This window comes from Shewanella sp. Shew256 (genome assembly GCF_002196695.1).
GTDB classification, from domain to species: Bacteria; Pseudomonadota; Gammaproteobacteria; order Enterobacterales; family Shewanellaceae; genus Shewanella; species Shewanella mangrovisoli.
This window is the reverse complement of the sequence record NZ_NAJR01000022.1, coordinates 16,343-43,277: the sequence shown is the minus strand read 5'-3', so window position 1 is coordinate 43,277 and position 26,935 is coordinate 16,343. Positions and strand designations below refer to the sequence as shown.

The window sequence follows — 26,935 nt, the reverse complement described above, 5'->3', positions numbered from 1 at the left end:
AAGCTCACAGGCTTTAAGCTTTACCGAAGATACGGCGATTTTGCTGAGCGTAGGCGGCCTCAAAGGCGGGTTGTTGGACGCGCTTGAGATCTAAGCTGTCAAAATCAACTTGAGGCGGATTACGCTTGTTTTGTTCCTTGATCGCAACAGGCGACAACAAGGTCACCGGCAGATCGCCGAGTTGAATTGCGGCTTCGAGTTTAAAGCTGGTGGCAGAGCCAGCCAGTTTGCCTTTTTGCTCGCGCTCGATAATGACGATTTCATCGACCTTATAATCTTCCATTAACTTATGGAAAGCGAAGTGAAATTCACGGATAGTTTCCGCTGAGGCTGATTGAGCGACGCTAAAAGACACTTTACGGCAGCTTGGTACGTTGAAGGTTTCACCTTCGTAGCTCAGCAGACTGATAATGGCTTCGCCGCCTTTTAATTCAACACCACAAATTCGCATGTTACACCTTTAAATATCAACATTCTTACATATGGCAGGAGCATATTCCCACCCGTAATGTCGAGAATCTGCACTATGGACTCTCGCGAGTAAATCATTAACGCTCGTCGTCATGGTCCTGCAGCAATGGCGCCGCAGGTTTTTTACGCATGGGCGCATCACCCACATCAACCCCAGTGATAAAGCGTTTGTCACGGGAGGCGGCCGTTTTAACCGTTTTTGACTTGGTTTTCGCTTTGGCTTTTGTACCAGCCTTAGCGACCGCTTTAGTTGCGATGGTCTTTGGCTTGTCTTTTAAACCACTAAATTTAGCTTCGAGACCCTGAAGCACACTGATATCAAAGGTCTTTCTAAGGAAGAGTTGTACTTTCTTAAAGTTATCCCAATCTTTAGGACCAACGAGGGAGATTGCATCACCCTTAGCGCCCGCGCGGCCGGTACGACCAATGCGGTGGACATATTCTTCGGCAAATTTGGGCATGTCGAAGTTAATGACGAGGGAGACATTGAGTAAGTCTAAGCCACGGGATGCCACATCTGTGGTCACCAGAATCTGCTGCTGGCCGCGGGCAAATTGATCCATGATTTGATTACGGGCCGCCTGTTTCAGCTCGCCGCTTAACGCCGCGGTGGCAAAACCTTGCGCCGAGAGTTTGCTGGCTAAGCGCTCAGTATCGGCGCGAGTGGCGGTAAAAATAATCACTTGTTTATGGGTTTCGTCACTGAGCAAACGCGTGAGCAGGGCTTCTTTGTGATCTAAATGATCACACAGATAAATCCGCTGGGTAATGTCCTGATGCTCAGTGTGGGCTGCACCAATCGCCACATGTGATGGATTTTTGAGTAATGCGGCGGCAATCTCATTGATTTCACTGTGATCTAAGGTGGCCGAAAACATTAAGGTTTGACGGCGCTTATGATCTGCAGCGGCGTTAATGGCTTTTAATTGCGGCGCAAAACCCAGATCCAGCATACGGTCGGCTTCATCGAGGACAAGCAGTTCTAATCCATTGAGGAAGAGGTTTTTTTGCTCTAAATGATCGGCGATACGTCCCGGCGTTGCCACGATAAAATGCGGCTCTTTTGCCAGCGCCTTGGCTTGATCGTTAAAGTTCTCACCGCCCAACACGCTAATGGCTTTATATTGAGTGTTGGCAACTAGCAAACGTAGCTGGCTATACACTTGGTGGGCTAATTCGCGGGTTGGTAATAAAATCAGTACTCTAGGATCGCGCTTGGTTAAGGCGCGGGTGGAGATAACCCTTTGCATCGCTGGCAACAAAAACGCTAAGGTCTTACCCGATCCTGTTTTTGATGACGCCATTAAATCTTTACCTGCCAATGCGATAGGCAGTGCTTGTTCCTGGATGGCGGTTGGGGTCGCAATCCCCATATGCTTTAAGCTTTGTAACAGACGCTGGTCCAGAGAAAAATCAGTAAACTGCAAAGGTATATCCCCTAAATCTGAGTGAGGGCAGATTATAGCCTTAAATTACTATGCTCAGCTATCTTGATTGGTCATTATCTTACTGGATCCGTTAAATCGCCGCAGATATGGCTAGTCACCATCGGTTCTTCACTCTCGTCATGCAGAACCGTTCCATAGGTTTGTTAGGTAGGCTGGTTGTTCAAATGCTCTTAATGCCACCCATTACTTGAGTTCACGAATAATCAGCTATTAATCATTGACAGTGTTCAGAGCGGAACTTAGCTTATTCAAATCATTGAGTTGTTAAGGGAAACATATTATGGGCAAGGGGACAAAACCCACCATTGGTATCGCTCTTGGAAGCGGAGCCGCCAAGGGTTGGGCTCACATCGGTGTACTCAATGGCCTTGCCGCCATGGGAGTCAAACCCGATAAAGTGGCCGGATGTTCAATCGGCGCGCTCGTCGGGGCGGCCTATGCCCATAATCATTTGACCGAGCTTGAGGAGTGGGTGCGCAGTTTTTCGAGCTGGGATGTCCTCGGGTTAATGGATATTCGTTGGCGTAAGGGCGGTTTGATCGGCGGCGAGAAAGTCTTCGATGTGCTGCAATCGCGCATCGGTGATATCAATATTGAAGAGCTCGAGCGACCCTTTGCAGCCATCGCGACTGACTTGTATTCGGGACAAGAAATCTGGTTTCGCCATGGCGATTTACGCCAAGCCGTGCGCGCCTCTTGCTCAATGCCGGGTATATTAGCCCCCGTGCGTCAAGGAGACCGTTGGCTAGTCGATGGCGCCGTGGTGAACCCTGTGCCTGTGTCAGTGAGCCGCGCCATGGGCGTCGATATTGTGATTGCCGTGGATTTGCATGGGTTTCATTCTGGGCGGCTGCAGGTATTACCCGTCAATATGACCAGCCATAAGGCGCCGAAGGAAGAAACCGAAATGCCCGCGCGCCAAGAAACCGGCTTTATGGATTTGTTTGCTAGGGGTCGGGAGTATGTCAGCAGCTTAACCGACAAGTTTTCCCTCGGCACTAAATCCAACCCCGGCATGATTGCGGTGATGTCTCAATCGATGGGGATTTTAGAGCAGCGCCATAAACGGGCACGTTTGATGGGAGATCCGCCCGATGTCCTAGTTGTGCCAGAAGTCGCTAATATTGGTACCATGGAATTTCACCGCGCCGATGAGGCCATAGCGGCGGGGGAGGCGGCTGTCGCTAAAGTGGCGCACTTGATTGAAGCCGCGATCTGGAAAGGCTAAGTCGCGAGGATACTTAGGGCGTGTTGACGTTTCGAGATTAAATTTTGTTCGTTCTGGCAAGCTCGTGCCCGCGAAACGAATAATAATTTAGGCAAGTGACTGTTTGATTGGCTTATTTTTTGCTTTAACCCCATCACACAGTGTTAGATGCCGAATTATTGACGATGAATCCTCTTTTCAATGCCTTAAATCTGAACCGTAGCAGTGTTGCCGATGCCTATGGCTTGAACAGCAAGAAGACGGACACGAGTAAGACAGACACAAGTAAAACTGACGCAAGTAAGACAGAGCCCAGCACGGATGCCAACTCATCCACCAAGGATACGCCTAAAACTGAGACGAAACCGAGTGATGAGATTGCCTTGTCACCCCGTGCGCTTAGGGCACAAAAAATCCAAGCCATGTCGAAGGACTTTTTTGCCGATGGCCAGTTTAGTGTGTCAGATATTCCGGCCCTAGTGTCTCGGCTGCAAAAGGACGGCATTTTGTCCGATGCACAGGTTGAGCGCCTGTCACAAAACGGCATTAGTTTGCCGAGCCAAAAGCCAAGCAAGCAATCTCTGCAGGACTTTATCGACGATGAGCTAAAGTCCTTAGCGGAAAAGTCACCAAACAGTCCGATGATCAACACCTTAGTCGATGCTAAAAACGTATTGTCGAATATGGATGATGCGCAATCCCCAGTGCTTGCACAAAAAGCTACCAAGGTATTTGGCCAGTTAACCGATTATCTAAATAGCAATCCAACACTCAGCGATAGCAAAAAACAGTTATGGCAGGGGCTTAAATCGACCATGCAAGTGGCTTCCTCCATGGGAATGCAGCAATCGGCATCGGGGCAACTGAGTAGTTATCTTGCCTTAGCCAAACGCTAACCCTGCTTGAGTGTAACCCTGAGCTAAGGGCAAACGCCGAGCTACGGACTCCTTTTATTCCAAGGATTTTTTATTCTAAGGATTTTTTATGAAAAGGACTTTGGCTTTAGGGCCAAGGTCCTTTGTCGTTATTAGCGTTCATTTTTAGCGTCCGCTATCCTGCTTTATGGCCAAGGTCAAGGCTTAAAACTGAGATCATTGGGCTTGGCTACAGTTCTTCTTTGTTCTTTTTATCCATCCTATAAATCATGATCTGGATCATGGAATTTTAGGTGTTAATGCCGCTTAATTGCCTAGATATTGTGTTTGTTGATTATCTAAACACTATATGTAGTGTTAATTTTAATCGGAATGGAGAGGAACTGAACAATGCCAGTCGTGATCAAGCGGGATGGTTGCCGCACACCTTTTGATGAAACAAGGATAAGAGATGCAGTGATAGCGGCTGCAAACTCGGTTGGGATAGAGGATGCTGACTATGCCGCGACGGTTGCCGCCTGTGTGAGGGATCGAGTGGCGAATCTGGCAGAAGTCGAGATCCACCATTTACAGGATGCGGTTGAAAATCTCTTGATGGAAGGCCCTTACAAATCCTTGGCGCGTGTCTATATCGAGTACCGCCACGACAGAGATATTTGCCGCGATGCGACCAGTAAACTCAATCTCGAAATCCGAGGTTTAGTCGAGCAGAGCAATGCCGCGCTGTTAAATGAAAACGCCAATAAAGACTCTAAAGTGATCCCAACCCAGCGGGATCTGCTCGCGGGTATCGTCGCGAAACATTACGCCAAGAGCCATATTCTGCCTAAGGATGTAGTGGCCGCCCATGAACTTGGCGAAATCCATTATCACGACCTCGATTATTCGCCGTTTTTCCCGATGTTTAACTGTATGTTGATTGATTTGGCGGGCATGTTGACCCACGGTTTTAAGATGGGTAACGCCGAAATTGAGACCCCAAAATCCATCTCCACCGCTACGGCGGTAACAGCACAGATTATTGCCCAAGTGGCGAGCCATATTTATGGCGGCACCACGATTAACCGTATCGATGAAGTGCTCGCACCTTTTGTGGCGAAGAGCTATGACAAGCACTACCAAGTGGCACTCAATTGGCAGATAAAAGATGCCAAGGCCTATGCGACGGCGCTCACCGAAAAAGAATGTCATGATGCTTTCCAATCTCTCGAATATGAAGTGAATACCTTACATACCGCCAATGGGCAAACGCCCTTTGTGACCTTTGGTTTTGGTCTTGGTACCTCGTGGGAGTCGCGCTTAATTCAACAATCCATGTTGAAAGTGCGTATGACGGGCCTAGGTAAAAATCGTAAGACAGCCGTGTTCCCTAAGTTAGTGTTTGCGATTCGTGATGGTATTAACCACAAGGCCGGTGATTGCAACTACGATGTCAAACAAATGGCCCTAAAATGCGCCAGCATGCGTATGTATCCAGATATTTTGAACTACGAGCAAGTGGAAAAGGTCACGGGTTCATTTAAAACCCCAATGGGCTGTCGCAGCTTTTTAGGCTCCTATAAAGAAAATGGCGAGCTGGTCCATGAAGGGCGCAATAACCTTGGAGTTGTGAGCTTAAACTTGCCCCGTGTAGCTCTCGAGGCCAATGGCGATGAAGCTGAATTTTACCGCATTTTAGATGAGCGTTTACTGCTTGCCCGCCGCGCATTAGACACCCGCATCGAACGCTTAAATGGCGTTAAAGCCAGAGTTGCGCCGATTCTGTATATGGAAGGTGCCTGTGGTGTGCGCCTGCGCGCCGATGATGATATCGCCCAAATCTTTAAAAATGGTCGGGCATCGATTTCATTAGGCTATATAGGTTTACATGAAACCATCAATGCGCTCTATGGCACTGAAACCCATGTGTTTGATGATGCCAAGCTTAGAGAAAAAGCGGTGGCGATTGTCGCGCACCTTAAAGCGGCCACCGATGCATGGAAGGCCGAAACCGGTTATGGCTTTAGCCTTTATAGCACTCCGAGTGAGAGCCTCTGCAGCCGTTTCTGTAAACTCGATGCGCGCCAATTCGGTGTGGTTGCAGGCGTAACCGATAAAGGTTATTACACCAATAGCTTCCACTTGGATGTGGAAAAGCGGGTGAATCCTTACGATAAAATTGATTTTGAGCAGCCATATCCTGCGATCGCCAATGGCGGATTTATTTGCTACGGCGAATACCCCAATATGCAGCACAACATTGAAGCGCTCGAAAATGTGTGGGATTACAGCTATAGCCGCGTGCCTTACTACGGCACTAACACGCCGATTGATGAATGTTATGACTGCGGTTTTACCGGTGAGTTTAGTTGTACCAGTAAAGGTTTTACTTGCCCTAAATGCGGCAACCATGAGCCAAGTCGGGTATCTGTCACCCGCCGTGTATGCGGTTACTTAGGTAGCCCCGATGCCAGACCATTCAACCATGGCAAGCAAGAAGAAGTGAAACGCAGGATCAAACACTTGTAACACTTTTGCCTTGTTTGTTTTGTTACACTGGCACAGTCGCACTGGTGGCGACTGTGCTTTGATGTTTAGCCCGTGATCATATTGGGCTCTAGCGCGGACGCAGCAATGAACTATCACCAATATTATCCCGTTGACGTGGTGAACGGCCCCGGTACCCGGGTCACCCTATTTGTGTCAGGTTGTGAGCACCAATGCCGAGGTTGCTATAATCAAAGTACTTGGGATGTGCGCTCAGGCCATTTATTTGATAAGGCGATGGAAGATACGCTTATTGCGGATCTGCAGGATGAGCGCATTGTGCGCCGCGGCTTGTCACTCTCTGGGGGCGATCCACTCTTACCCGCCAACCTTGAGGGAATACTCGCGTTAATAAAGCGGGTGAAAACCGAATGTCCGGGTAAAGATATTTGGCTGTGGACAGGTTATACCTGGGATGCGCTAACGGATAAGCAGCGTGCGGTACTGGAATATGTGGACGTGCTGGTGGATGGTAAATTCGAGCAGAGCCTTGCCGATCCGAGTTTGCCATACCGTGGCAGCAGCAATCAGGTGATCCGTTTCTTATAAAAGCGGTAACGAGGATCGCTAACTTGCTGTTATAATCCCACACCTTGACACAGTGACCCAGACATTCAGGCCCAAAATGGTGCAAATATTGACTGGGATTCACTTAAGTAATTTAAGGTAACATGATGAATTTAAAGCAAGAACTGCAGCAGCTTAACGATAAGTTAGACAAGTTTCGTCGTAAACTGGCGGCAGCAGAGCAACGTGGCGATGCCGTTATTGTGGCGCAATTTAAACGCGAGATTGCGGCGGTCACTAAGCAAATCAATAGTGTAAAAACGCAGCAGTCGCGTCTTTTACAAAAGCAAGGTACAGATATTCAACACTTGCCATTCCACCGCGCCCTCACCAAAGCTGAGCAAGCCGACATGGGTCAACTGAAAAAGTCAGTCAAAGGCCTAGTGGTTGTGCATCCTATGACGGCATTAGGACGCGAAATGGGCTTAACCGAAGTGACGGGTTTTGCTCCAGCAAAGTTTTAAGTTTTATTGGCAAGTTATTCATTGAGTTGCAAAATAAGGTACATGCCTATTTTGCAGCGCCTTGAATGGTTGTTCGACGGATTGAGTTATAGCCGTGATAGCGCTGCAGGTTTCGATTTATAGTTGATTAAATTACTAAAGTATTTCGTGATTATGGAAAACGCTTTAGAATAGGCGCTCAGTAGGCGAAGAGCCCAATCATCGTTTTGTTTATGGATGTTCCTTCCGTCTCATGGAATGAGAGTAGTCGTTAAGGTTAAGTCATGTCGATAAAATATGTCGCGACGTCAAAATTACCCACTCCCTGGGGCGTTTTTGCCATGCACGGTTTTGAAGATACCGAAACCGGTAAAGAGCATGTTGCCCTCACATTTGGCACCCTAAGTAGCGATGCCCCCGTATTAGGCCGTATTCACTCTGAGTGTCTTACGGGCGATGCCTTGTTTAGCTTACGCTGTGACTGTGGCTTCCAGCTGCAAACTGCGATGCAAAACATTGCCGAAACCGGCAGTGGATTTATCTTATATTTGCGCCAAGAAGGCCGCGGTATTGGTCTGCTGAATAAGATCCGTGCCTATGAATTGCAGGATAAAGGCGCCAATACGGTTGAGGCGAATGAGCAATTAGGTTTCCCGGCGGATATGCGTAAATACGATATGATCCAACCTATGCTTGAACAAATTGGCGTGAAGCATGTACGCTTAATGACCAATAACCCTCGCAAAGTCAAAGCGATGAAAGAAATCGGCATCGAAGTGGTTGAACGTGTTCCCCTGCAAGTCGGTAAAAACCGCTACAATGAAGCTTACTTAAAGACTAAATCCACCGAACTTGGGCATATGATGTCTGAGTATCATTTTACGGATGAAGAGTAATCTTTAACCAAAGCGATAACCGATTAGGCTTAGCAAATCAGGATCTGTTTGCATAAATTGAAGACCATTTTTAGCCGGTTACTCGTTAAATGCTTTTCCTGTTCGGCGCTATCAATGGGGTACGTCTTCCCACTGTTGGCGTCGACCGCTCCCATTGCAAGCTATGCACCACCGCAGGCTGCGCAGCTATCTCAGTCGTTTGCTCAAATGAGCCCCGAATCACCGATTGATGGCCAAAATAATCCCAACTCTGTTTATGCCTTTGGCAGTTATCTAGGTACGGGTGTGTATCGGGCCGCCGATCAAAATGCCACTGTGGTGAGCATTCCCTTAAGCTTTGATTTCTTAAAGGACGAAAGTAGTCAAACTTGGCTGCGTTTACCCTTATCCTTCGGTTTTTTTGACTACTTAGCCAAAGACATTACCGATGGTGAATTGCCTTCCTCGGTTGGCACTATGACCATGACACCCGGCATCGAACACCACTGGCAAGCAACGGTAAACACGCGGATGGAAGCCTATCTGGATGTGGGGTTTGGGACGAATTTCGATACCGATGCGAACGTGGCGATTTTAGCCTCGGGCGTGAGTAGCCTGTATGATTTCAGCCTCGCGGGTGAAGACAGCGTTTGGGTATCTAGGCTAAGGTTTGCGGGCTACAGTGAGCGGGTAGGAAAATTAACCGATCAATTTGCGGTATTGCAAACCGGAGTCGATATTGGCCTTTCACCCCGCTGGCAATGGTTGAATATTCAGATGCAGCCGAGAGTTTTTGCAGTCGGTTATTGGTATTTCAACGAGCTGGACTTTAGCCAAAATGCTGAAGATGAAACCATAGTCTCCGGCAGCTACGAGTTTGGCGCTACACTCGCCTTTGCTAAGCCTTTGGGTGGCGATCTCCTCGGCATAGATAGAATTGGGATCAGTTATCGCACTGGCGACGGATTAAATATCTGGCGTTTATTATTTAGTTTCCCTATTTAGTCTGTTTCAACCCAAGCTCATGAAGTTTTGATATACAAACACTAGCGCAGATTATCGCTAAGTCTTAGCCTGCGGATTTTTGTGCATCCCGCATTTTCTTATCCATTAACACGGCGATTTGATTGCTAAGCTGCATAATCTGTTCCTGCAGCTGCTTACGTTGCTGATCTGCAGCTTCAGAATCATCACCTTCGAGCTTAGTGAGCATCTCCTGCAATGCTTTGATCTGCTCCTTTATGCGCTTAATTTGTTCATCGATAATCGATGTGGACTCTTCGGTGTCAGTACTCTCCGTCAGTTGCAGTTTTTCTGCCGCTTGACCCCTTAAAGCTGCGCCCACTTCGGTGGCGAGAGCTTGCCTTCCTGCACTAGAGATATTGACGGTTTCTTCAGTCGCGAAGTTTGTTGACTCGCTTGTGGAGGCGTTGGTTGCTGGCGATGTGTTGATATAGGCATTGGACACTGACTTAAAGGCGCCGCTGTTTGCGGTAGTATTTAATCCATTAATGTTCACGATAGATTCCTTTAATACTTCAATGCGATCGCTCAACTATGTTCAATAGAGTAACAAATGTGAGTGCCAAGTGTGCTTTATCGAGTTATCGGCTGATAGATAAAAAACTCAAGCAGATTTTCATCCTTATTTTACAAAGGGCGCGATATGTGGGATTGAGTACATGGCAAACAGAGAGTGAGTTATCGCTTAAGGGGGCGCATAGTCGGATTGACCTGCTAAATCAGAGGATTTGGTAATACGGTATATCTAAGGTAACGTAACAAAGTTAAACGAAGCTAAGTTAATTGTACGACAATAATTTTACCCTACTAGGATGCGAGTCAATGGATCATAAAAAACGCGCCGCACTACTTACGACAACCAGTTTTAAGGCGGTTTCTCTCTTATCACTCAGTGTCTTGAGTGGTATTTCTGCGCCAGCAATGGCTAAGAATATCTTAGATAAATTGACGGTTGCCGAAGGCTTTCACGTAAGTCTATTTGCTGATGATGTTGAAAATGCGCGCGAAATTGCCGTATCCGATAAAGGCATTGTCTATGCGGGCTCAATGAAGGCGGGGAATGTTTATGCCCTTATCGACCGTAACCAGGACGGCGTTGCCGATGAGAAAATCCTAGTTGCCTCAGGACTTAAGCTACCTTCGGGTGTGGTCATTAAAGATGGCGATCTGTATGTCTCCGAAGTCGAGCGCATCATTCGATTCAAAGATATCGATAACAACTTAAACTCACCCAAATTTGAGGTTGTCTTCGATGGTTTTCCAAGTGAAACCCACCATGGCTGGAAGGTGTTAGGCGTTTCCCCGACAGGCGAGTTAATCATTCCGGTGGGCGTACCCTGCAATGTGTGCGCGGAGAGTGAACGCTATGGGCGTATTTTCTCGCTTAATCTTGAGACCAAAAAATTAACGACGATTGCCCAAGGGGTTCGTAATTCCGTTGGGTTTGATTTTCAGCCTGGCACTCAAACCCTTTGGTTTAGCGATAATGGCCGCGACATGATGGGCGATGATATTCCTCCCTGCGAAATCAATAAGGTCAGTTACTTGGGTGAACATTTTGGCTTCCCCTATGTGCATGCAGGTACGATTCTTGACCCTGAGTTTGGCCAAGGTAAAGAGCCAGCCAAATACACAGCACCGGCGCTCTCACTAGGGGCGCATGTGGCGCCGCTCGGCATTCATTTTTATTTGGGTAAACAGTTCCCTAGCGACTATCAACAGCAGTTATTTGTGGCCGAGCATGGTTCGTGGAATCGCACGAAGAAAGCGGGTTATAAAGTGGCTGTGGCGACGATAGAGCAAGGCAAGGTGGTCAAATACACCCCGTTTTTAACCGGCTTTATGCAGGATGAACAAACCTTCGGTCGCCCTGTGGCCTTTGCTGAATTGGCCGACGGTAGTTTACTGGTGTCGGATGATTATGCGGGGGCGATTTACCGAGTGACTTATCCGCAGTCAAAGTAGCCGATAGCTAGGCTTAAAGGTAAATCCTACAGATAAACTGCTTAAAAAATAATGCGCGGGATAATCGAGTGAATTATCCCACGCATTTTTTGTCTGCTCTTGTGAATACGCTTTTGAATTTTCTCGCGAAATTAATCGCGCTTACCCCAGATATGGCTATTGATCTGGCCATCCGTTGCAGGTGTCGATGTGGCTGCATTCGCCTGAGCAGGTTTTTGTGCTGGTTTTGCAGGCTTCTTGGCCGCAGCTTTCGCCGGAGCGTTAGATAATTTTGCGGCTGGCAGTGGCAGTTTATTGGTTTTTAAATACAAATATTCCACTTTTTCCCGCGCCCAGTCGGTTTTTCTTAAAAAGCGCAGGCTCGATTTGATACTCGGATCTTCGGTAAAACAACGGATTTTGATGCGCGCGCCGAGTTCTTCCCAGCCATAGTGTTCCACCAGTTGGGTGACTATGGCTTCGAGTGTGATGCCGTGTAATGGGTTATTTGATTGAGTCATCTTGAATAAACTGCCGTGAACAATGGCGGGATTATACCAGTATTATGGGCTTAGGCTTAAGGTGATGGATAAAAAAACGGGCACTGATGAGTGCCCGTTTAATTTTAGTCGCGATATTTCTAGCGGTTTTGCTAGAAATTAGGCTTCATCGGGTAATTCGCTGTCGCTGTCGCTATCGACTTCGCCTTTACCTTTGGTTTTCACAATCAATAACGCAGTGATTACCAAGGTTGAAATGCTTCCTGCAATGGTCGACAGGGTCATAGGCAAACCTGCGCCTAGGGTTGCCGAGTTGAGCAGGAAGGTGATAACCACAGTAGTCATAAACATCGCTGGAATAGTGGTGATCCAGTGCAGCTTGTTATGACGCAATAGGTAAGCAGAAGCCGTCCAGAGCATTAATACAGCGGTCGCTTGGTTAGCCACACCGAAGTAGCGCCAGATCACGCCGAAGTCGACTTGAGTCAATAAACCACCAATCACAAACAATGGGATGGCCAAGACTAAACGTTTTGGTAACGCAACCTGTGGCATTTTAAAGAACTCAGCCAAGATCAAACGGGCAGAGCGGAAAGCGGTGTCGCCTGAGGTAATGGGCAGAATGATTACCCCAAGAATGGCCATAAAGCCACCGACAGCACCTAATAGACCGGTAGAGGCTTCGTATACTACGTTTGCAGGGTTGCCCGCCATGCCAGTGCTTAACCCTTCAACACCGTGGAAGTAAGACAGCGCAATCGCACACCAGAGCAGGGCGATAATACCTTCACCGATCATGGCGCCAAAGAACACGAAACGGCCGTTCTTTTCGTTTTCAACACAACGTGCCATCAGCGGTGATTGTGTCGCGTGGAAGCCTGAAATCGCACCACAAGCAATGGTGATAAACAGTGCAGGCCACAGTGGCATGTCTTTAGGGTTTAAGTTTTGGAAGAAGTCACCCGCTTGCACATTAGGCAGCAGTGTATGTTCGCTCGATAATATGATCGCAAAGGCTAAACCAAAGGACATAAAGAACAGCAGCGCGCCAAAGAAGGGATACAGGCGGCCGATAATTTTATCGACAGGTACCACAGTAGCAATCAGGTAATAAACGAAGATAATCGCAACGAAAATGCTGACATCCCAACCCGTTAGCTTGCCTAACAGACCCGCTGGCGCAGAGATAAACACCACACCCACAAGTAACAGCAGGATAATGGCAAACACGTTCATAAAGTGTTTGGCGCTCTTACCTAAGTATTTACCCGCAAGGTTTGGCACAGATTGGCCGCCGTTACGGACCGACAGCATACCCGAGAAGTAATCGTGCACCGCACCGGCAAAAATACAACCGATCACAATCCACAGCATGGCTGCAGGACCGTAAAGCGCACCTAGGATTGGGCCGAAGATTGGACCCACACCCGCGATATTCAATAATTGGATTAAGTACACTTTGCCTTTCGACATAGGCACATAGTCTACGCCGTCGGTTTGGCTAAAAGCCGGTGTTTGACGTTTTTCGTTGATACCAAATACCTTCTCAACGAAGGTGCCGTAGATAAAGTAACCGCCGATCAATAGACCGACGCAGAGTAGGAACCACATCATTTTAGTTATCTCCCCATTTTGAGTTGTGCAGAGTGTAAACAAGTTGTTTACACAAAACAGGGCTAACTGGGTGAGAGGTCGATAATGCTGACTCAGCGGCAATAGAATGGGGCGAGCGGTTGCATACGTATGTCATTCATAAGTATTAACTGCCCCGAGCGGTTAGGAGATGAGCATAAGCGGTTAATTATCGGACTATTGGAAGCCAAACAATTGCTTAAGGCTTTTGAGATAGCGGCGAGATACGGGCACTTTGTCGCCAAGCAGGGTGGTGACTTCGGCGCCAGTATCGAGCAGTTCTATCTCGGCAATGGCTTTGGGCGAAATCAGATATTGGCGATGACAACGCACTAGCGGCGTTTTTTCCTCTAACACCTTCAGCGTGAGCTGGGTGTGAACCTTGCCTTTGGTACAGGCGACATGAATACCGCTTAAATCGCTAAACACATATTCAACATCTTGAATGGGTATGACTTTTAACTTACTGCCGCTGTAACAGGGCAAATGCTCCAGCGTCGATGGCGCGATCAGATTCACGGCTTGTGGCGTCAGATCCTTACGCACCCGTTTCAAGGTTTGACTCAGACGCTCGGCATCTATGGGTTTGAGTAGATAATCAAAGGCATGATTATCAAAGGCTTTGACTGCAAACTCATCGAACGCGGTCACAAACACGATTTTCGGCAAAGTGTCGGGGTCGAGCATGGCAATCAACTCCATGCCAGAAATCCGCGGCATTTGGATGTCGAGAAAAATCAATTGAGGTTTTTCTTTGGCAATGGTTTGCAGCGCTTCAATTGCATTGGAGCATTGGCCAATAATTTCAATATCAGCTTCTTGACCGAGCAGATCGGCAAGCTCTTCGCGGGCAAACAATTCATCGTCGACAATTAAACAAGTTATCACGTGCTGGTTTCCGTCTGTTCTATGGGTAAGCGGATAGTGACTTTGGTGTACTCATCCGGCTCGCATTCCACCTGAATGCCGTACTGCTCACCAAACAGGTTTTGGATCCGTTTATGAACTAAGTTCATGCCTAGCCCTTCAGAACCCATAATGGGTTGATAAAGCCCTGCATTATCAGTGACTTCTAAGACCAATACCTGTTCATCCATCTGGCCTGTTACCTTGATTTGCCCTTGCTCAATCATATGGGAGGTGCCGTGTTTTACGGCATTTTCAATGATCGGCTGCAGGGTAAACGCAGGTACTTTGCAGTGATAGAGTGACTCAGGGATAGCGATATTGACCTGTAATTTATCAATAAATCGTGCTTTCTCAATGGTGAGATAGGAGGCGATGTGATCGAGCTCATCCCCGAGTGTCACTAAACCAGTGGTACGCTTTAAATTGATCCGCAAAAACTGCGATAACTGCTGTAGCAGTTGCTTCGACATATCGGGATCGCGCTTAATAATCGCACTGATGGTATTGAGTGCGTTGAATAAAAAATGGGGATTCACTTGAGCTTGCAGCAATTTGAGTTCGGCTTGGGTCAGCAGATTTTGCTGCTGTTCAAAGCGGCCATAGAGGATCTGGTTTGACAATAGCCGCGCAATCCCTTCGCCTAAGGTGCGATTAATATTCAAGAACAATTTATTTTTTGGCTCGTATAACTTGATGGTGCCAATGACTTCGGTGTCGCTACGAAGTGGGATCACTAGGCTCGAACCGAGTTTACACTGGCTCGAAATCGAGCAGGAATAGGGCATTTCTACCCCATCGGCGAACATCACTTTGTTCTGGTTAATGGCCTCAAGGGTTATTTTTGAGGAAATCGGTGTGCCGGGAATATGATGGTCAGCCCCTATGCCAATAAAAGCCAAGAGTTTTTCGCGGTCGGTAATGGCCACTGCGCCGACATTGGTTTCTTGGATCACAATTTGCGCAACCTTACCGCTACTCTCTTCGTTAAAGCCCTTGGAGAGTAAGCCCACGCTGCGCTCGGCGATCTTGAGCGCCTTGGTCGAGAAGCTGGAGGAAAGCTTATCGAACATGGTTTTTTGGTCACGGATCATGCTCATAAACAGCGCCGCACCGATGGAATTAACTAAGAGCATCGGCGGTGCAATCTGTCGAACTAATTCCCAGGCATCATCTAAGGGGCGGGCGATCAGTAGAATAATGCTCATCTGCATCATTTCGGCGTAAAAGGTCACTAGGCAAACTAACAGTGGATTGTAGATAAGCTCGCTCTTGCCCGCGCGGCGCAGGTAAAAACTGATCATGCCCGCTGACAGGCCTTCGAGGGTAGTGGAAATGGCGCAGGCTAAATCGGTAAAACCACCCATACTGTAGCGGTGCAAACCTCCCGTGATACCGACTAAAAATCCCGTGACCGGCCCGCCGAGTAAGCCACCTAATACGGCGCCCATCGCGCGAGTATTGGCAATGGCGCCCGAGGTTTGCTCGCCAAAATAAGTCGCCATGATACAAAAGCTTGAAAAGATAAGATAAATAAATACCTTGTGCGGTAGGCGGGGGGAGGTTTCGGCGAACAGTTTAAAGAGTGGCGTTTTACTGACCAAATACACTATCACTAAGTAGAGTGACATCTGTTGAGTCAGGAGCAAGATCAAGGACATAGTGGCTCACTTTATCGTCATTGCAGTCGGCACAGGCATTGAAATCGGCAGTATGTGCGCAAGATCAGGGTTAAAATTCAACAGTTCGGATATAAAGCTTAATCTTTTTTACATCTTTTGGAGAGACTATGTCCGATTCTGTTCACGGTCATGACGTTATGGCGCTGATGGTAGCGCAAGAAAATCCGCTTTTAAAGCCTGAGTTTATCGCCTTGATGGCACAAACCTTTGGTGACAATGCACGTTACCACACTTGCAGCGCCGATAATCTACAGGCGGAAGAGCTGATTAGCTTATTACTGCGCAAAGGAAAAATGCTGGAGTCTGCGCAAGGTTTGACATTGGTTGTGGGCCGGCAGTGTAATCATTCACACCACTAGATGATTTAAAGTACTCTTGCTAATCGAAGCCTAGCTAATCGAAGCTTAGGCAATAGAAGTTGAGCCTAATTGCAGTCTAGGTCATATGAGCTTGGGCGAACTGACCTTAGTCGATATAGCGTCGGTCCAGTTTAGAACCATTGGCCGCATTAGGTTGCGGCCAATTAAATCTCCCGAAAGCGGAATTTTATAGAGGTTTGCATCGCGGCAGTTTTATTGCAGAAAACTTAAGCAGTTATCACTCACCGATAACCGCTAATATCAATGCATAAATAGTCGAGTTAACCTTCATTTTTCTTACTTTTATTGACTACTTTGAGTTGTTCTTCAGCTGTTCTGTGGCTGAACTCATCAATCAAAATCCGCAGCAGCCGCGATTTAGCAATCTTGGTTTCCTTTGCCAAGCCATCGAGCTGGGAAATACTGGTTTCGGTTAAGGTAAAAGTGGCATGGCGGTAAATCTTGGCGGACTTTTTATCTAATCCCTTAGGCTCGGCAGTGGGGAGGTTAAGAATACTCGCCTTGCCAAGAGCATAGTTATTGGCATCTTCAATAAAATCATCAACAGAAACCGACTTGATGACTTGTTTGGGTTTCTTACGTTTAAGATCAGTTAAGCTCATAACTATTTTCTGGAGGTAAGGTGAACAGCTCATCCACAATTGCGCGGATTTCGTCGGCCGCTTTTCCATCGGGCTCAATTTCCATCACGGACGATCCTTTTTCCTCACTGTCATCGTAAATATTGCGGCAGAACGTCACCGAATTGAGCACGCGTAACCCGAAGGATTGCACCACTTCTTTGGCCTCTAAAATACGTTTTACCTGTGTGGGCAGCGCGGGGCATTGGGTGAGCACTATGGTGGCCACCATTTTGGGGTTAACCATTTTACAGGTGCTGAGCATGTCTTCCATATGGGGTAAGGTTTTTAGATCGCGACGCTTTGGTCTTAAGGGGATCACCACATAAGTGGCCACCGACATCGCGGCGCGCATCGCAAGGTTATCTTGACCACCACAGTCGACAATCACATAGTCAAAACGCTCATTGAGACTAAGCAAATCATTACGAATTTTACCGTAGAGTTGAATACAGTTAATGGCAGGGAGGCTAGGGTCGTTGTTTCGGGCTTGGATCCAATCGGATGTGGTACGTTGTGGGTCACAGTCGACCATCAGCACATTGGCGTCAAATTTCTGTTTTATGTAAACCGCCAGATTTTGCGCGAGGCAACTCTTGCCACTACCACCTTTTTCACCACCCACCAGCAATATCATAGCTATGTCCCCTGTACGAATAGTTCAACTAATTCAGTGTAGAACAGCTCAATCGACCCTGCGTAGCTGGATTGAAATTAAAGCAATTGCATGGCGACATGATAGCTTTGATCATGACGTTTAGAGCAGCGGCAGACCTGACCTTTAACGCTATTCTCATGATCGGTGTCAGGATTAAAGGTCACAGTGACTAAATCACCCAGCGAGAACGGTTTTTTATAATCAAACAAAATGCCTCGACGGGCTAAATCGATGCACACGCCTTGGTCGGTATGGTTTACATCGTCGTTATCTGTCCAATGTAAGAGTACGCGCTCAGCTTCCATATCCACGCGAAGCGACCCACGTTTTTCTTCAAATCCTGTTGGATGGTCACCCATAACTCAATTGCCCCGTAAATAATTGATCTCAGTAAAACTAGCATAATTGCTTTTTGGCAGAATACCAATGTGAAAGCGAGGTCTTTGGTGGGGATTTTACTGGCAAGAACATGGCGCCATTGCCTTTGGCTGGCAATGACGCGCGTGAGAATTAATTATCGTATTCTTGATTTTTAGGGTAGGGCATTTTTAATTGGCCCCAACGGATAACGATAACCGTGGCCGCTAAGATCAAAGTCGAGAGTGAAATGGCGGCAATGCGCCAGTCATCCATGCTCTTCATATCTAAGATTAAGTACCGCGCTAGGGCGACAATCGCAATGTACAGCGGCATACGCACGGGTAATTTGCCCGATTCGGCGTAGTTAGCCACCATGGCGAGCACTTCAAGGTAAATAAACAATAACAGTAGATCGGCAAGCGCGACGGCGCCGACGTTAAAGACATGAACAATTTCTTGGCCGATGGCGACAACGGTCGCAATGGCGATGATGATTAATACCAGATGCTCAACGGCTTTTAAGCCCTTGGCACCGTATTGACGATAAAATGGCATAGGTACTCCCTACTGAATATTTTTATAAATAGTAACAGTAAAAATACCTTAGGTAGGGAAAAGAGGCGTGATTCTCTGTGACTCAATTCACAAGATAACAATTGCTTGTTGAGCCACAGAATCAAAGCGCCGTGATTTTAGACGCCGCTTTAGCCTAGGCGACCATCGGCCCTTACGCGACAAAGCATAGGTCCATAACAGTAACAGAAACAACCAAAGGCTAAGATCCACAGCGCAATGGCGGCGAGCATGAGTTCGATAAACCAGGCACTAAGTAAGCCCGCGAGGACGCGCAGCACTGTGGCGAGGAGGATTAAAGCAAAAGCCAGCGCCATTGGTCGCGGCGGCGTCAGTGTACGCCCCGTATGCCCGAGCGAGACCCGTGACATCATCGCGAGGATCATTCCGCCCAATCCGCCAACAGTAATGGCATGCATGCCAACGGAAAGTGGCAATCCCGCGGCAATCAGCCCTAAACCGATGGGGATACATAAGTAACTTAAATGCAGCGACCATAATAGTGGCACTGGCCAACTGGCATTCCATCCCCAGCGAGACCAACGAATGAAGAGCACTAAGCCTGCGACACCTGCAAGAATACGGGTCAATAATATTTCTGTTAAAAAGAGACTTATCACTAGGGCTAATAGGCTAGCAAAACTTAAATACTCTATTGCTTGGATAGGAGACTGTTTTTGCCATTGGGTCGCTCGCTCAGTAAAAAACGGGATCACCCGTCCGCCGAGCAGCGCAACAATAACCGCGACCAATATCACTGCGGCATAGAGTCCGTTATTCATCCAATTCAATTGATTAGTCATTAAGCTGTAATAACTCACGCCGTTGAAAACGGTGAGTAAACTCAGAATGGGGATAAACACAAAGTTGCGCCACTGGCGAACCTCAATCACCGAAATGGCTAATAAGACCGCCGTTAAGGGTAAAAACAGCAGATCGATGACCATAATGGCCACAAGCGGAATGTTGAAGGGCAATATGAACAACAAACGAGGCAGTAGCCATACTAAAAATAGTCCAGCTAAAGGCATACCTTTAATGCTAGGGCGTCCCGTCCAGTTTTGAACGGCCGTCAGTAAAAAGCCTGCAACTACAGCGCAGACAAAGCCAAAAATCATCTCATGACCATGCCACCAAAGAGGATTGAGTGTGCTTGGCAGTAACGACTTGCCTGAGAGCAATCCGCCCCATATGCCCAAACTTAAGAGACTAAACAGGCTGGCAAACAGGAAAAAGGGTCTAAAACCTAAGCGAAACAAGGCCACTTTGGGTTGTAAGTGTGCGGGTTCATCAATATTCAGCATACAGAGCAGTGGTGAAGGTGAACATAGGAATATTTTAAGCTGCAAATAAAATGAATGTATATATCTCCTTATGAGTAACAGTCAGTTTACTGCAGTGAAAGCTGTTTATTTTGCGGTTAGATGTGATGGATTAGCTCTTAGATCCGAGACGAGATACAGGCTGCTTTACGATTCGAGTTTAGCTAGTTGCAGGTGTGACAAGGTATGGGAGGGGAATGCATATAGGAGTTAACTTGTTCAATATCTAGAGCTGGTGAGCCAGAGAAACTCGATACTACAGGTTAAGCAAATGTATCTAAGCTGGACACTAACAAGACATCTAAGCGCTTATCAAAGTGATTAAATGCGCTTAGATGCTCTTAAATAAAATACGGGTGAGCCACTGGATGGTGCGGCAAAGATTCGGCAATTATTTTGTCTTACGTTTTTGCCATTTAAACATGATGGAGTATTTCCACAGATTACTGATCGTCAGGTATCCCAAGGCGGAAAATATGACTCCCAACACTAAGCAACCAAGCAAAAATGCAGGGCCAATGGTGGCCAATGAAGATTCAATCCATTGCCAGCTGGCTTCAAAGGCAAACTCCTGCGGCGCATGGCCAAGAATTTTTGCGCCCAATAAATAAGCGCCATAAAACATCACTGGCATGGTGAGCGGGTTGGTGATCCACACTAATGCGACAGAGACAGGAATATTGACATTAAACAGGATGGCGAAAGCGGCGGCGACGACCATTTGAAACGGCATTGGGATCCAAGCGACAAACAAACCTATGGCAAAGGCCCCCGGGGCAGAGCGGCGATTAAGCGCCCACAGATTGGGGTTATGTAATAAGCGACCGAAAATGCGTAGGTGTTTGTGCTCACGCAGGGTTTCAGGCTTAGGCATATATTTTTTGATTAATTTTTTTGGCATAGGCTGAAATTGCTGTCTTAACTTAATTCACTATGAATGGATTCATTTTTGGCTTTAGTGCCACCTTATTATCAGCGATGTTGTGGCCCTCGCTGCTGCCAATCAATTCTTTACCCTACCTTTGCCTTGGGGCACTCATCTTATTCAAAAAAGCGCCTAGTTTGTCTGGCGTACTTTTCGCGATGTGTTGGCTTACGGGGTTTTGCTTAGTCTTATCTCGGCAGGATCTTCCTTTATCGCAACAGCCAATTCAAGTGAGGGCCGAAATCATATCACTAGTTAGTCAAAACAGCGACTGGGTTAGCTTCGATATTATTGTCGATAAACCAAATTTAATCTTTTGGCCAAGGGCGAAGTTGCGACTCACTTGGCAATCTCCCGAAGCGGTGCAAGTGGGGCAAGTTTGGACATTCACGCTGATGCCTAAAACTATTTCTAGCGTGTTAAATCAAGGTGGCTACAACGAGCAAAAGCAATTGATTAGTCAGCATATTGTTGGCAAGGGCAGGGTACTACATGCAACGTTAGAAACATCGCATTTTTCATTAAGAAATTATCTGATTAGCCAATTATCCCCTAAGTTGTCGACATTTGCGCAGGGGGATATTTTGCTCGCGCTGATCTTGGGCGATAAGCAACTCATACCAGCCAGTAAGTGGCAGGCATTAAGGCAAACCGGAACTGGGCATTTAGTGGCGATATCTGGGCTGCATTTATCTGTGATCACCGCTTGGGTTTATGTATGCACGCTGTTTCTATTAAGCCGCTTCGCGGCGCATCCGAGCAGGCGAAATCTAGTGATTGCGCTATTGCTCGCCGGAGGTAGTGCCTTATTTTATAGCTATTTAGCGGGGTTTGCCGTTTCGACTCAACGCGCGTTAGTGATGATTTTATTGATCATGCTGCTGAGTTTATTAAGACGCTACTCGAGTGCGTGGGACCGTTTACTGTTTGCACTCTTTATTGTGCTTTTGCTCGATCCGCTTGCCTGTTTGAGTGCTGGCTTTTGGCTGTCGTTTTGCGCCTTGGCGATTATTTTATATACCTTGGAAAGCGCGCCGCGTATTCAGCCCGTTAAAGGTAACGCTACCGTTAGGGCAAAAGCGAGAGGGAGACTCACGCAGTTTTGGTCGATTCAATGGCGTTTAAGTCTGGTGTTAGGGCTGGTACAGGCGGTGTTTTTCGGCGGCCTAAGCGTACACAGTCTGTGGATGAATATGCTGGTGGTGCCGTGGTTTAGCTTAATCGTTATCCCCTTGTCTATGCTGGCGTTTATCCTCTGGTGGTTAAGCACGCTTTTTGGTCAAGCATGGTTTGCGTTGTTCCATCTGGCTGATTTAACACTGTTACCCTATGGCAAGTTATTGGAACTTAGTGGTGATTTACCCGCCCATTGGCATTCGGTCTCTGAGACCTTGCTCGGGGCCAGTCTGTGCGTACTGTTGGCCCTAATACTGTTGCGTTATCTTCCGCATCATAGTCGGTATTGGCTCTGGCATTTACCTTTAGCCTTGCTGTTTATTCCGTTCATATTAGTGATTTTTCCACGAGTGACTGAGTCCTCGTCCCCTCAGTGGACACTACACCTACTCGATGTGGGGCAGGGATTGGCCGTGGTGATTGAACAGGATAAACGCGCACTTATCTATGACACGGGCGCCGCCTTTGGTGAGGATTTTAGCTATAGCGAACGGGTGATTATCCCGTTTATTAACAGCAAAGGCTTAGCTCAGGTGGATTATATTGTTGTGAGTCATGGGGATAACGACCATGCTGGCGGTGCCGAAGTGCTGGCTAAAGCCTATCCAAGGGCAAACTGGATAACCGATGTGGCTCATTTAGAGGGGATGCCCTGTGTGCCGCAGCAAATTCAGTGGCAGCAATTAACGTTAAACTTTATCTCGCCTCAGACGGCCAAGGGAGGGAACAACGCCTCCTGTGTGCTGCGTATCGATGATGGCGCGCACAGTTTGTTACTCAGTGGTGATATTGAGAAGGAAACCGAAGCGGTACTGATTGAACAAGCGCTTGCAGGCACCGAGCTTAAAAGCCAAGTGCTCATTGCGCCGCACCATGGCAGCCGAACTTCATCAATTCCTGCCTTTATCGATGCAGTCGCCCCTGAATTAGTGTTGTTTCCAGCAGGTCTCAATAATCGTTATGGTTTCCCCAAGCCTGATGTGGTCGCGCGCTATCAAGCGCGTGATATTCATTATTTAACGACGGGGCGAGAAGGGCAGATCAGCGTTTCTTTTGCTGCTGGACGGCTCGAGGTAAAGACCTATCGGCGTGATTTGGCGCCATTTTGGTATAACCGCTTGTTTAGATTTGGTGACTTGATTAATCCAGAGTAGAATGGCCACTTTGCCATAATTTAGTGTTTTCAATGACAGCATCTCCTAAAGACGAAATGTGGACAGTTTTCAAACGATTACTGGGCTACCTCAAACCGATGAAGGGCATGTTTTTGCTTTCAGTTGTCGGCCTGATTGTATATGGGCTTGTCGACGCGGCCTTTATTTCTTTTATCGGTCCTTTTATCGATAAAGGCTTTTCCAGTACACCGGCGATCAGTAACGGTATCGCACTCCCCACTAGCCAAGGTTTTCATGCCGATAACCAAGTGTTATTAATGGCGCCGATAGTGGTTATTTTGATGTTTTCCCTGCGTGGTTTTGCGAACTTTGTCTCCACCTACGGCATTTCTTACATGAGTGCGCGTTTGATCATGGATATGCGCCAGCAGGTGTTTGAGCATTATCTGAGCTTGCCCGTGAGCTACATGGATAAAGAAAACACCGGGAACTTGATTTCAAAAGTCACCTTCGATACCGAGCAAATTGCCCGCGCATCGGGTAGTGCCTTGATCTCCATCGTGCGAGATGGGGTGACGGTTATCGGTATGCTTGCGCTGATGTTTTATAACTCGTGGAAGCTTTCCCTCTGTATTTTAGTAATTGGTCCTATTATGGGATTGGTGATCACTATTGTCAGTCGCCGCTTCCGTAAGGTATCGAAACAAATCCAAACGGCGATGGGTGATGTCAGTGCCGCCACCGAGCAGATGATCAAAGGTCATAAAAACGTCTTGGCCTTCGGCGGACAAGAAACCGAAACGGCGCGTTTCGCCAAAGTGAATGACAGAAACCGTCATCAAAATATGAAACTCGCCGTGGCGCAGGCCATTAGCCAGCCGCTGATCATGGTGATTGGCTCCTTTGCCTTGGCCTTTGTGCTCTATGCGGCGAGCCTAGATAGCATGAAAGCCGATTTGACCGCAGGTACCTTCGCGACCATCCTCGGCGCTATGATGGCCATGTTACAACCCATCAAAAACCTCACGCGTGTGAATGCCGAATTTCAGCGCGGTATCGCAGCCTGTACCACGGTTTTTGAACTGTTAGACACTTTGCCTGAGTCGGATACGGGGACCTACACAGTCCAGCGTGCTAAGGGCAACTTACGTTTCGATAATGTGTCCTTCAGCTACGACGGGCAGGAGCGCCGCGCCTTAGATAATATCGACTTCGAGGTGACTCAAGGACAAACCTTGGCCTTAGTCGGTCGTTCTGGTTCGGGTAAATCCACCATTGCCAGTCTAGTAACGCGTTTCTACACTGGCTTGGAATCTGGCGACATTCTGCTCGATGATGTCAGCATCTATGATTACTCATTGAAATCATTGCGTAATCAGGTGGCACTTGTGTCGCAGCAAGTGACGCTGTTTAACGATACTATTGCCAACAACATCGCCTATGCTTATCCCGGCGAAGCGACCCGCGAGCAGATTATTCAAGCGGCAACCTTAGCTCACGCGATGGAGTTTATCGAGCAATTGCCCGAAGGTTTAGACACCCAAGTGGGTGAAAACGGCGTGTTATTATCGGGCGGCCAGAGACAACGTATCGCGATTGCCCGCGCTATGCTGCGTGATGCGCCAGTGCTGATCCTCGATGAGGCCACCTCGGCACTCGATACCGAATCTGAGAAGGCGATTCAGCAGGGACTCGATAATCTTCGTCAAAACCGTACTTCGGTTGTGATTGCTCACCGTTTGTCGACCATTGAAAGCGCCGATCAAATTTTAGTGGTCGATCAAGGTCGTATCGTTGAGCGCGGTACCCATAAATCCCTTCTGGAACTTGGCGGCATGTATGCCAAGTTATACCAAATGCAGTTCGGTAGCTAAATGCAGGCGCTGGTGAATAAAATCTGGTATGAGGGCCACCCATTGCGGTGGCTCTTGTTGCCGTTTTCTGTGCTATTTGCCTTGATTACTGCGATTCGTCGCAGCCTGTTTCGCTTGGGACTCAAATCCCAAACCGCATTACCCGTGCCCGTTATCGTCGTCGGTAACATTACCGTTGGCGGCAGCGGTAAAACGCCCACAGTCATCTATTTAATTGAGTTGTTACGGCAACAGGGGGTTAATCCAGGTGTGATCAGCCGTGGTTATGGCGCGGATATCCAAGGGGTCAAAGTCGTTACCGAGGCGGATAGCGCGGCGGCAGTAGGCGATGAGCCCGCCATGATAGTCGCGCGCACTGGCGTGCCTATGGTAGTGGGAGCCAAACGTGTCGATACCGCCAAGGCGTTGCTGGCAGAGTTTGCGGTAGATGTGATTATCTGTGACGATGGTTTGCAGCATTACGCCCTCGGCCGTGACATCGAGCTGGTGGTGATTGATGGAAAGCGCGGTTTAGGGAATCGTCATTTGCTGCCCGCAGGGCCGCTACGTGAAGGTGCTTGGCGCCTTAATCAAGTGGATTTTGTGGTGGTCAATGGTGGGCCCGCGCAGGCCAACCAATATGAGATGCAGCTGAGTCCAAGTGCGGTGTTACCAGTAAATCCTAAAGCTGAGGCAGTGTTTGACCCGACACAACCTGTGGTGGCTATGGCGGGCATTGGTCATCCGGCGCGCTTTTTTGAGACGTTAACGCAGCAAGGTATTCAACTTGCGTTATCCCATGGTTTTGATGACCACCAAGCCTACGATAAAGACGTGTTATGCGAGCTTGCGGCATCTCGCCCGCTGATGATGACAGAAAAAGATGCGGTTAAATGTCGCGATTTTGCACAAGAAAACTGGTGGTATTTGGCTGTGGATGCCAAGCTATCGCCACAATTTGATCAACAGCTGCTGAGCCGTGTGCGCTCTGTGGCTGCAGCTAAACAAGGAAAATCCCATGGCGTTTGATAAAAAACTGTTAGACATAGTCGCTTGCCCTGTGTGCAAGGGAAAGTTGGAATACGATAAAACAACGCAGCAATTGATTTGTAAGGCAGACAAATTAGCCTATCCAATCACGGATGGGATCCCTGTGTTACTCGAAAACCGTGCTGTTCCTTTAAACGAAGCGGTTTAATTGCAGACTGAATGAATTGAGGCTTTGATTTAGCGTTCAGTGAGTTAGCTAAGTAAAGCGTTGAAATAAGGGCGATAACCTCGCCCTTATTTTTTCTTTTTACTGGTAAAGATAAGCACTCAAACTTGCTAAAAGCGCGCAAATTTTTGTTTATCTTCCTCGGTGGCGCCTTCTTTACATTCTCCGCGAATTTCACCGCGTCCCGATTCAATATTTCGACTCAATTCGAAATAACCCTCGCGGCAATAGCCCGTCATTTCTAAGGTTTTTTCTAACCCCAGCTCCACTTGTTTGCCCCAAATCTCGAGTGAGTCGGCCTGTTCTTTACGACTGCGGCGCTGCTCTCTAGGATCTTGGGCGACTTGGCGCATGCGTTCTTCGTGGGGGAAGGGGCGCTCGGCATTATCCTTTTTCGATTTGTCTTCGGCTAAACCGGCTTGATAGGTAAAGAGTTTTAGCCCATCGGCGCGCAGATCTGTGGTGAGTTTATCTTTAAATTTTCCGGCAAACTCTGTGGGATCTATTGGGGCGCTGCTACAGGCGAGTAGGGTAAAGCAGCTCAGCAGTGTCAGACTTATCGATCTTAATAGCATATGAAGGATTACTCTTAGGTGATTCACTTACCGAAGAATACCTTAATATGCCGCGAAATATCA

At 47.7% G+C, this 26,935-nt stretch carries 27 protein-coding genes; 13 read left to right on the top strand and 14 right to left on the bottom strand.

Annotated features, from left to right (window positions below):
- Positions 1-13: 13 nt before the first annotated feature.
- Both B5P39_RS22965 and B5P39_RS22960 read right to left on the bottom strand, forming a co-directional pair.
- Positions 14-451, bottom strand: a complete 438-nt coding sequence (locus tag B5P39_RS22965) for a DUF3010 family protein (RefSeq protein ID WP_088213060.1) — start codon at positions 449-451, stop codon at positions 14-16.
- A 97-nt stretch (positions 452-548) separates the two neighbouring features.
- Positions 549-1,898, bottom strand: coding sequence for a DEAD/DEAH box helicase (locus B5P39_RS22960; RefSeq protein WP_088213059.1), 1,350 nt, complete (start codon positions 1,896-1,898; stop codon positions 549-551).
- Between the two features lie 301 nt (positions 1,899-2,199).
- Between B5P39_RS22960 and rssA the strand changes: the two genes are divergently transcribed.
- The 7 genes from rssA (at position 2,200) to B5P39_RS22925 (ending at position 9,417) form a co-directional block, all read left to right on the top strand.
- Positions 2,200-3,147, top strand: coding sequence for a patatin-like phospholipase RssA (rssA, locus tag B5P39_RS22955; protein WP_088213058.1), 948 nt, complete (start codon positions 2,200-2,202; stop codon positions 3,145-3,147).
- A gap of 164 nt (positions 3,148-3,311) precedes the next feature.
- Positions 3,312-4,022: a hypothetical protein gene (locus tag B5P39_RS22950; RefSeq protein WP_088213071.1), complete on the top strand. Its 711-nt coding sequence runs from the start codon at positions 3,312-3,314 to the stop codon at positions 4,020-4,022.
- 369 nt (positions 4,023-4,391) lie between these two features.
- Positions 4,392-6,509 carry an anaerobic ribonucleoside-triphosphate reductase gene (gene nrdD / locus B5P39_RS22945; protein WP_088213057.1) on the top strand — a complete coding sequence of 706 codons (2,118 nt, stop codon included), beginning with the start codon at positions 4,392-4,394 and terminating at the stop codon, positions 6,507-6,509.
- 105 nt (positions 6,510-6,614) lie between these two features.
- Positions 6,615-7,076 (top strand): anaerobic ribonucleoside-triphosphate reductase-activating protein, encoded by a 462-nt coding sequence (nrdG, locus tag B5P39_RS22940; RefSeq protein ID WP_088213056.1) that lies wholly within the window; start codon positions 6,615-6,617, stop codon positions 7,074-7,076.
- 125 nt (positions 7,077-7,201) lie between these two features.
- On the top strand, positions 7,202-7,558 hold the full coding sequence (locus B5P39_RS22935) for a YibL family ribosome-associated protein (protein WP_011717500.1): 357 nt from the start codon (positions 7,202-7,204) through the stop codon (positions 7,556-7,558).
- Positions 7,559-7,821: 263 nt separating this feature from the next.
- Positions 7,822-8,433 (top strand): GTP cyclohydrolase II, encoded by a 612-nt coding sequence (ribA, locus tag B5P39_RS22930; protein WP_023267813.1) that lies wholly within the window; start codon positions 7,822-7,824, stop codon positions 8,431-8,433.
- Positions 8,434-8,547: 114 nt separating this feature from the next.
- A complete protein-coding gene (locus B5P39_RS22925) occupies positions 8,548-9,417 on the top strand; it encodes a hypothetical protein (RefSeq protein WP_254915849.1) in 870 nt (289 codons plus the stop codon).
- Between the two features lie 64 nt (positions 9,418-9,481).
- Here B5P39_RS22925 and B5P39_RS22920 read toward each other — a convergent pair whose 3' ends face one another.
- The gene (locus B5P39_RS22920; RefSeq protein ID WP_088213070.1) at positions 9,482-9,931 is read right to left on the bottom strand and encodes a FlxA-like family protein; all 450 of its coding nucleotides are present in this window, start codon (positions 9,929-9,931) and stop codon (positions 9,482-9,484) included.
- A 425-nt stretch (positions 9,932-10,356) separates the two neighbouring features.
- Between B5P39_RS22920 and B5P39_RS22910 the strand changes: the two genes are divergently transcribed.
- Positions 10,357-11,400 (top strand): PQQ-dependent sugar dehydrogenase, encoded by a 1,044-nt coding sequence (locus B5P39_RS22910; protein ID WP_088213069.1) that lies wholly within the window; start codon positions 10,357-10,359, stop codon positions 11,398-11,400.
- A gap of 131 nt (positions 11,401-11,531) precedes the next feature.
- Here B5P39_RS22910 and B5P39_RS22905 read toward each other — a convergent pair whose 3' ends face one another.
- From B5P39_RS22905 to B5P39_RS22890, 4 genes are all read right to left on the bottom strand, one after another.
- Positions 11,532-11,900, bottom strand: coding sequence for a VF530 family DNA-binding protein (locus tag B5P39_RS22905; RefSeq protein WP_088213053.1), 369 nt, complete (start codon positions 11,898-11,900; stop codon positions 11,532-11,534).
- Positions 11,901-12,038: 138 nt separating this feature from the next.
- Complete coding sequence (locus B5P39_RS22900; RefSeq protein ID WP_011717494.1) at positions 12,039-13,493, bottom strand: carbon starvation CstA family protein; 1,455 nt, start codon at positions 13,491-13,493, stop codon at positions 12,039-12,041.
- Between the two features lie 195 nt (positions 13,494-13,688).
- On the bottom strand, positions 13,689-14,399 hold the full coding sequence (btsR, locus tag B5P39_RS22895) for a two-component system response regulator BtsR (protein ID WP_011717493.1): 711 nt from the start codon (positions 14,397-14,399) through the stop codon (positions 13,689-13,691).
- Positions 14,396-16,078: a sensor histidine kinase gene (locus B5P39_RS22890; protein ID WP_088213052.1), complete on the bottom strand. Its 1,683-nt coding sequence runs from the start codon at positions 16,076-16,078 to the stop codon at positions 14,396-14,398. The genes btsR and B5P39_RS22890 overlap by 4 nt, the downstream gene beginning before the upstream one ends.
- Before the next feature lie 128 nt (positions 16,079-16,206).
- On the opposite strand from B5P39_RS22890, the gene B5P39_RS22885 reads away from it, so the two are divergent.
- On the top strand, positions 16,207-16,458 hold the full coding sequence (locus B5P39_RS22885; protein ID WP_088213051.1) for a YecH family metal-binding protein: 252 nt from the start codon (positions 16,207-16,209) through the stop codon (positions 16,456-16,458).
- Between the two features lie 281 nt (positions 16,459-16,739).
- On the opposite strand, the gene B5P39_RS22880 is transcribed toward B5P39_RS22885, so the two are convergent.
- The 6 genes from B5P39_RS22880 to B5P39_RS22855 all read right to left on the bottom strand — a co-directional run bounded on the left by B5P39_RS22880 (position 16,740) and on the right by B5P39_RS22855 (position 20,913).
- Positions 16,740-17,081: a replication protein RepA gene (locus B5P39_RS22880; RefSeq protein WP_088213050.1), complete on the bottom strand. Its 342-nt coding sequence runs from the start codon at positions 17,079-17,081 to the stop codon at positions 16,740-16,742.
- Positions 17,068-17,736, bottom strand: coding sequence for an AAA family ATPase (locus B5P39_RS22875; RefSeq protein ID WP_086902600.1), 669 nt, complete (start codon positions 17,734-17,736; stop codon positions 17,068-17,070). The genes B5P39_RS22880 and B5P39_RS22875 overlap by 14 nt, the downstream gene beginning before the upstream one ends.
- Positions 17,737-17,813: 77 nt before the next feature.
- Positions 17,814-18,116, bottom strand: a complete 303-nt coding sequence (locus tag B5P39_RS22870; protein ID WP_011717488.1) for a PilZ domain-containing protein — start codon at positions 18,114-18,116, stop codon at positions 17,814-17,816.
- Positions 18,117-18,267: 151 nt separating this feature from the next.
- Positions 18,268-18,672, bottom strand: coding sequence for a phosphate-starvation-inducible protein PsiE (locus B5P39_RS22865; protein ID WP_011623180.1), 405 nt, complete (start codon positions 18,670-18,672; stop codon positions 18,268-18,270).
- A 149-nt stretch (positions 18,673-18,821) separates the two neighbouring features.
- Positions 18,822-19,994, bottom strand: a complete 1,173-nt coding sequence (locus B5P39_RS22860) for an NnrS family protein (RefSeq protein ID WP_088213049.1) — start codon at positions 19,992-19,994, stop codon at positions 18,822-18,824.
- 409 nt (positions 19,995-20,403) lie between these two features.
- Positions 20,404-20,913 (bottom strand): DUF2062 domain-containing protein, encoded by a 510-nt coding sequence (locus tag B5P39_RS22855; protein ID WP_011717486.1) that lies wholly within the window; start codon positions 20,911-20,913, stop codon positions 20,404-20,406.
- Positions 20,914-20,945: 32 nt separating this feature from the next.
- Between B5P39_RS22855 and B5P39_RS22850 the strand changes: the two genes are divergently transcribed.
- Genes B5P39_RS22850 through B5P39_RS22835 form a run of 4 tightly spaced genes read left to right on the top strand, consistent with a single transcriptional unit; the run spans position 20,946 to position 26,279 of the window.
- Positions 20,946-23,267 (top strand): DNA internalization-related competence protein ComEC/Rec2, encoded by a 2,322-nt coding sequence (locus B5P39_RS22850; protein ID WP_088213048.1) that lies wholly within the window; start codon positions 20,946-20,948, stop codon positions 23,265-23,267.
- Between the two features lie 32 nt (positions 23,268-23,299).
- Positions 23,300-25,102, top strand: a complete 1,803-nt coding sequence (gene msbA / locus B5P39_RS22845) for a lipid A export permease/ATP-binding protein MsbA (protein ID WP_088213047.1) — start codon at positions 23,300-23,302, stop codon at positions 25,100-25,102.
- Positions 25,103-26,110 carry a tetraacyldisaccharide 4'-kinase gene (gene lpxK, locus B5P39_RS22840; RefSeq protein ID WP_088213046.1) on the top strand — a complete coding sequence of 336 codons (1,008 nt, stop codon included), beginning with the start codon at positions 25,103-25,105 and terminating at the stop codon, positions 26,108-26,110.
- Complete coding sequence (locus B5P39_RS22835) at positions 26,100-26,279, top strand: Trm112 family protein (protein ID WP_011623174.1); 180 nt, start codon at positions 26,100-26,102, stop codon at positions 26,277-26,279. The genes lpxK and B5P39_RS22835 overlap by 11 nt, the downstream gene beginning before the upstream one ends.
- A gap of 128 nt (positions 26,280-26,407) precedes the next feature.
- Here the strand turns inward: B5P39_RS22835 and B5P39_RS22830 are convergent, their stop codons facing one another.
- Positions 26,408-26,872, bottom strand: a complete 465-nt coding sequence (locus tag B5P39_RS22830) for a hypothetical protein (RefSeq protein ID WP_088213045.1) — start codon at positions 26,870-26,872, stop codon at positions 26,408-26,410.
- Positions 26,873-26,935: the final 63 nt, after the last annotated feature.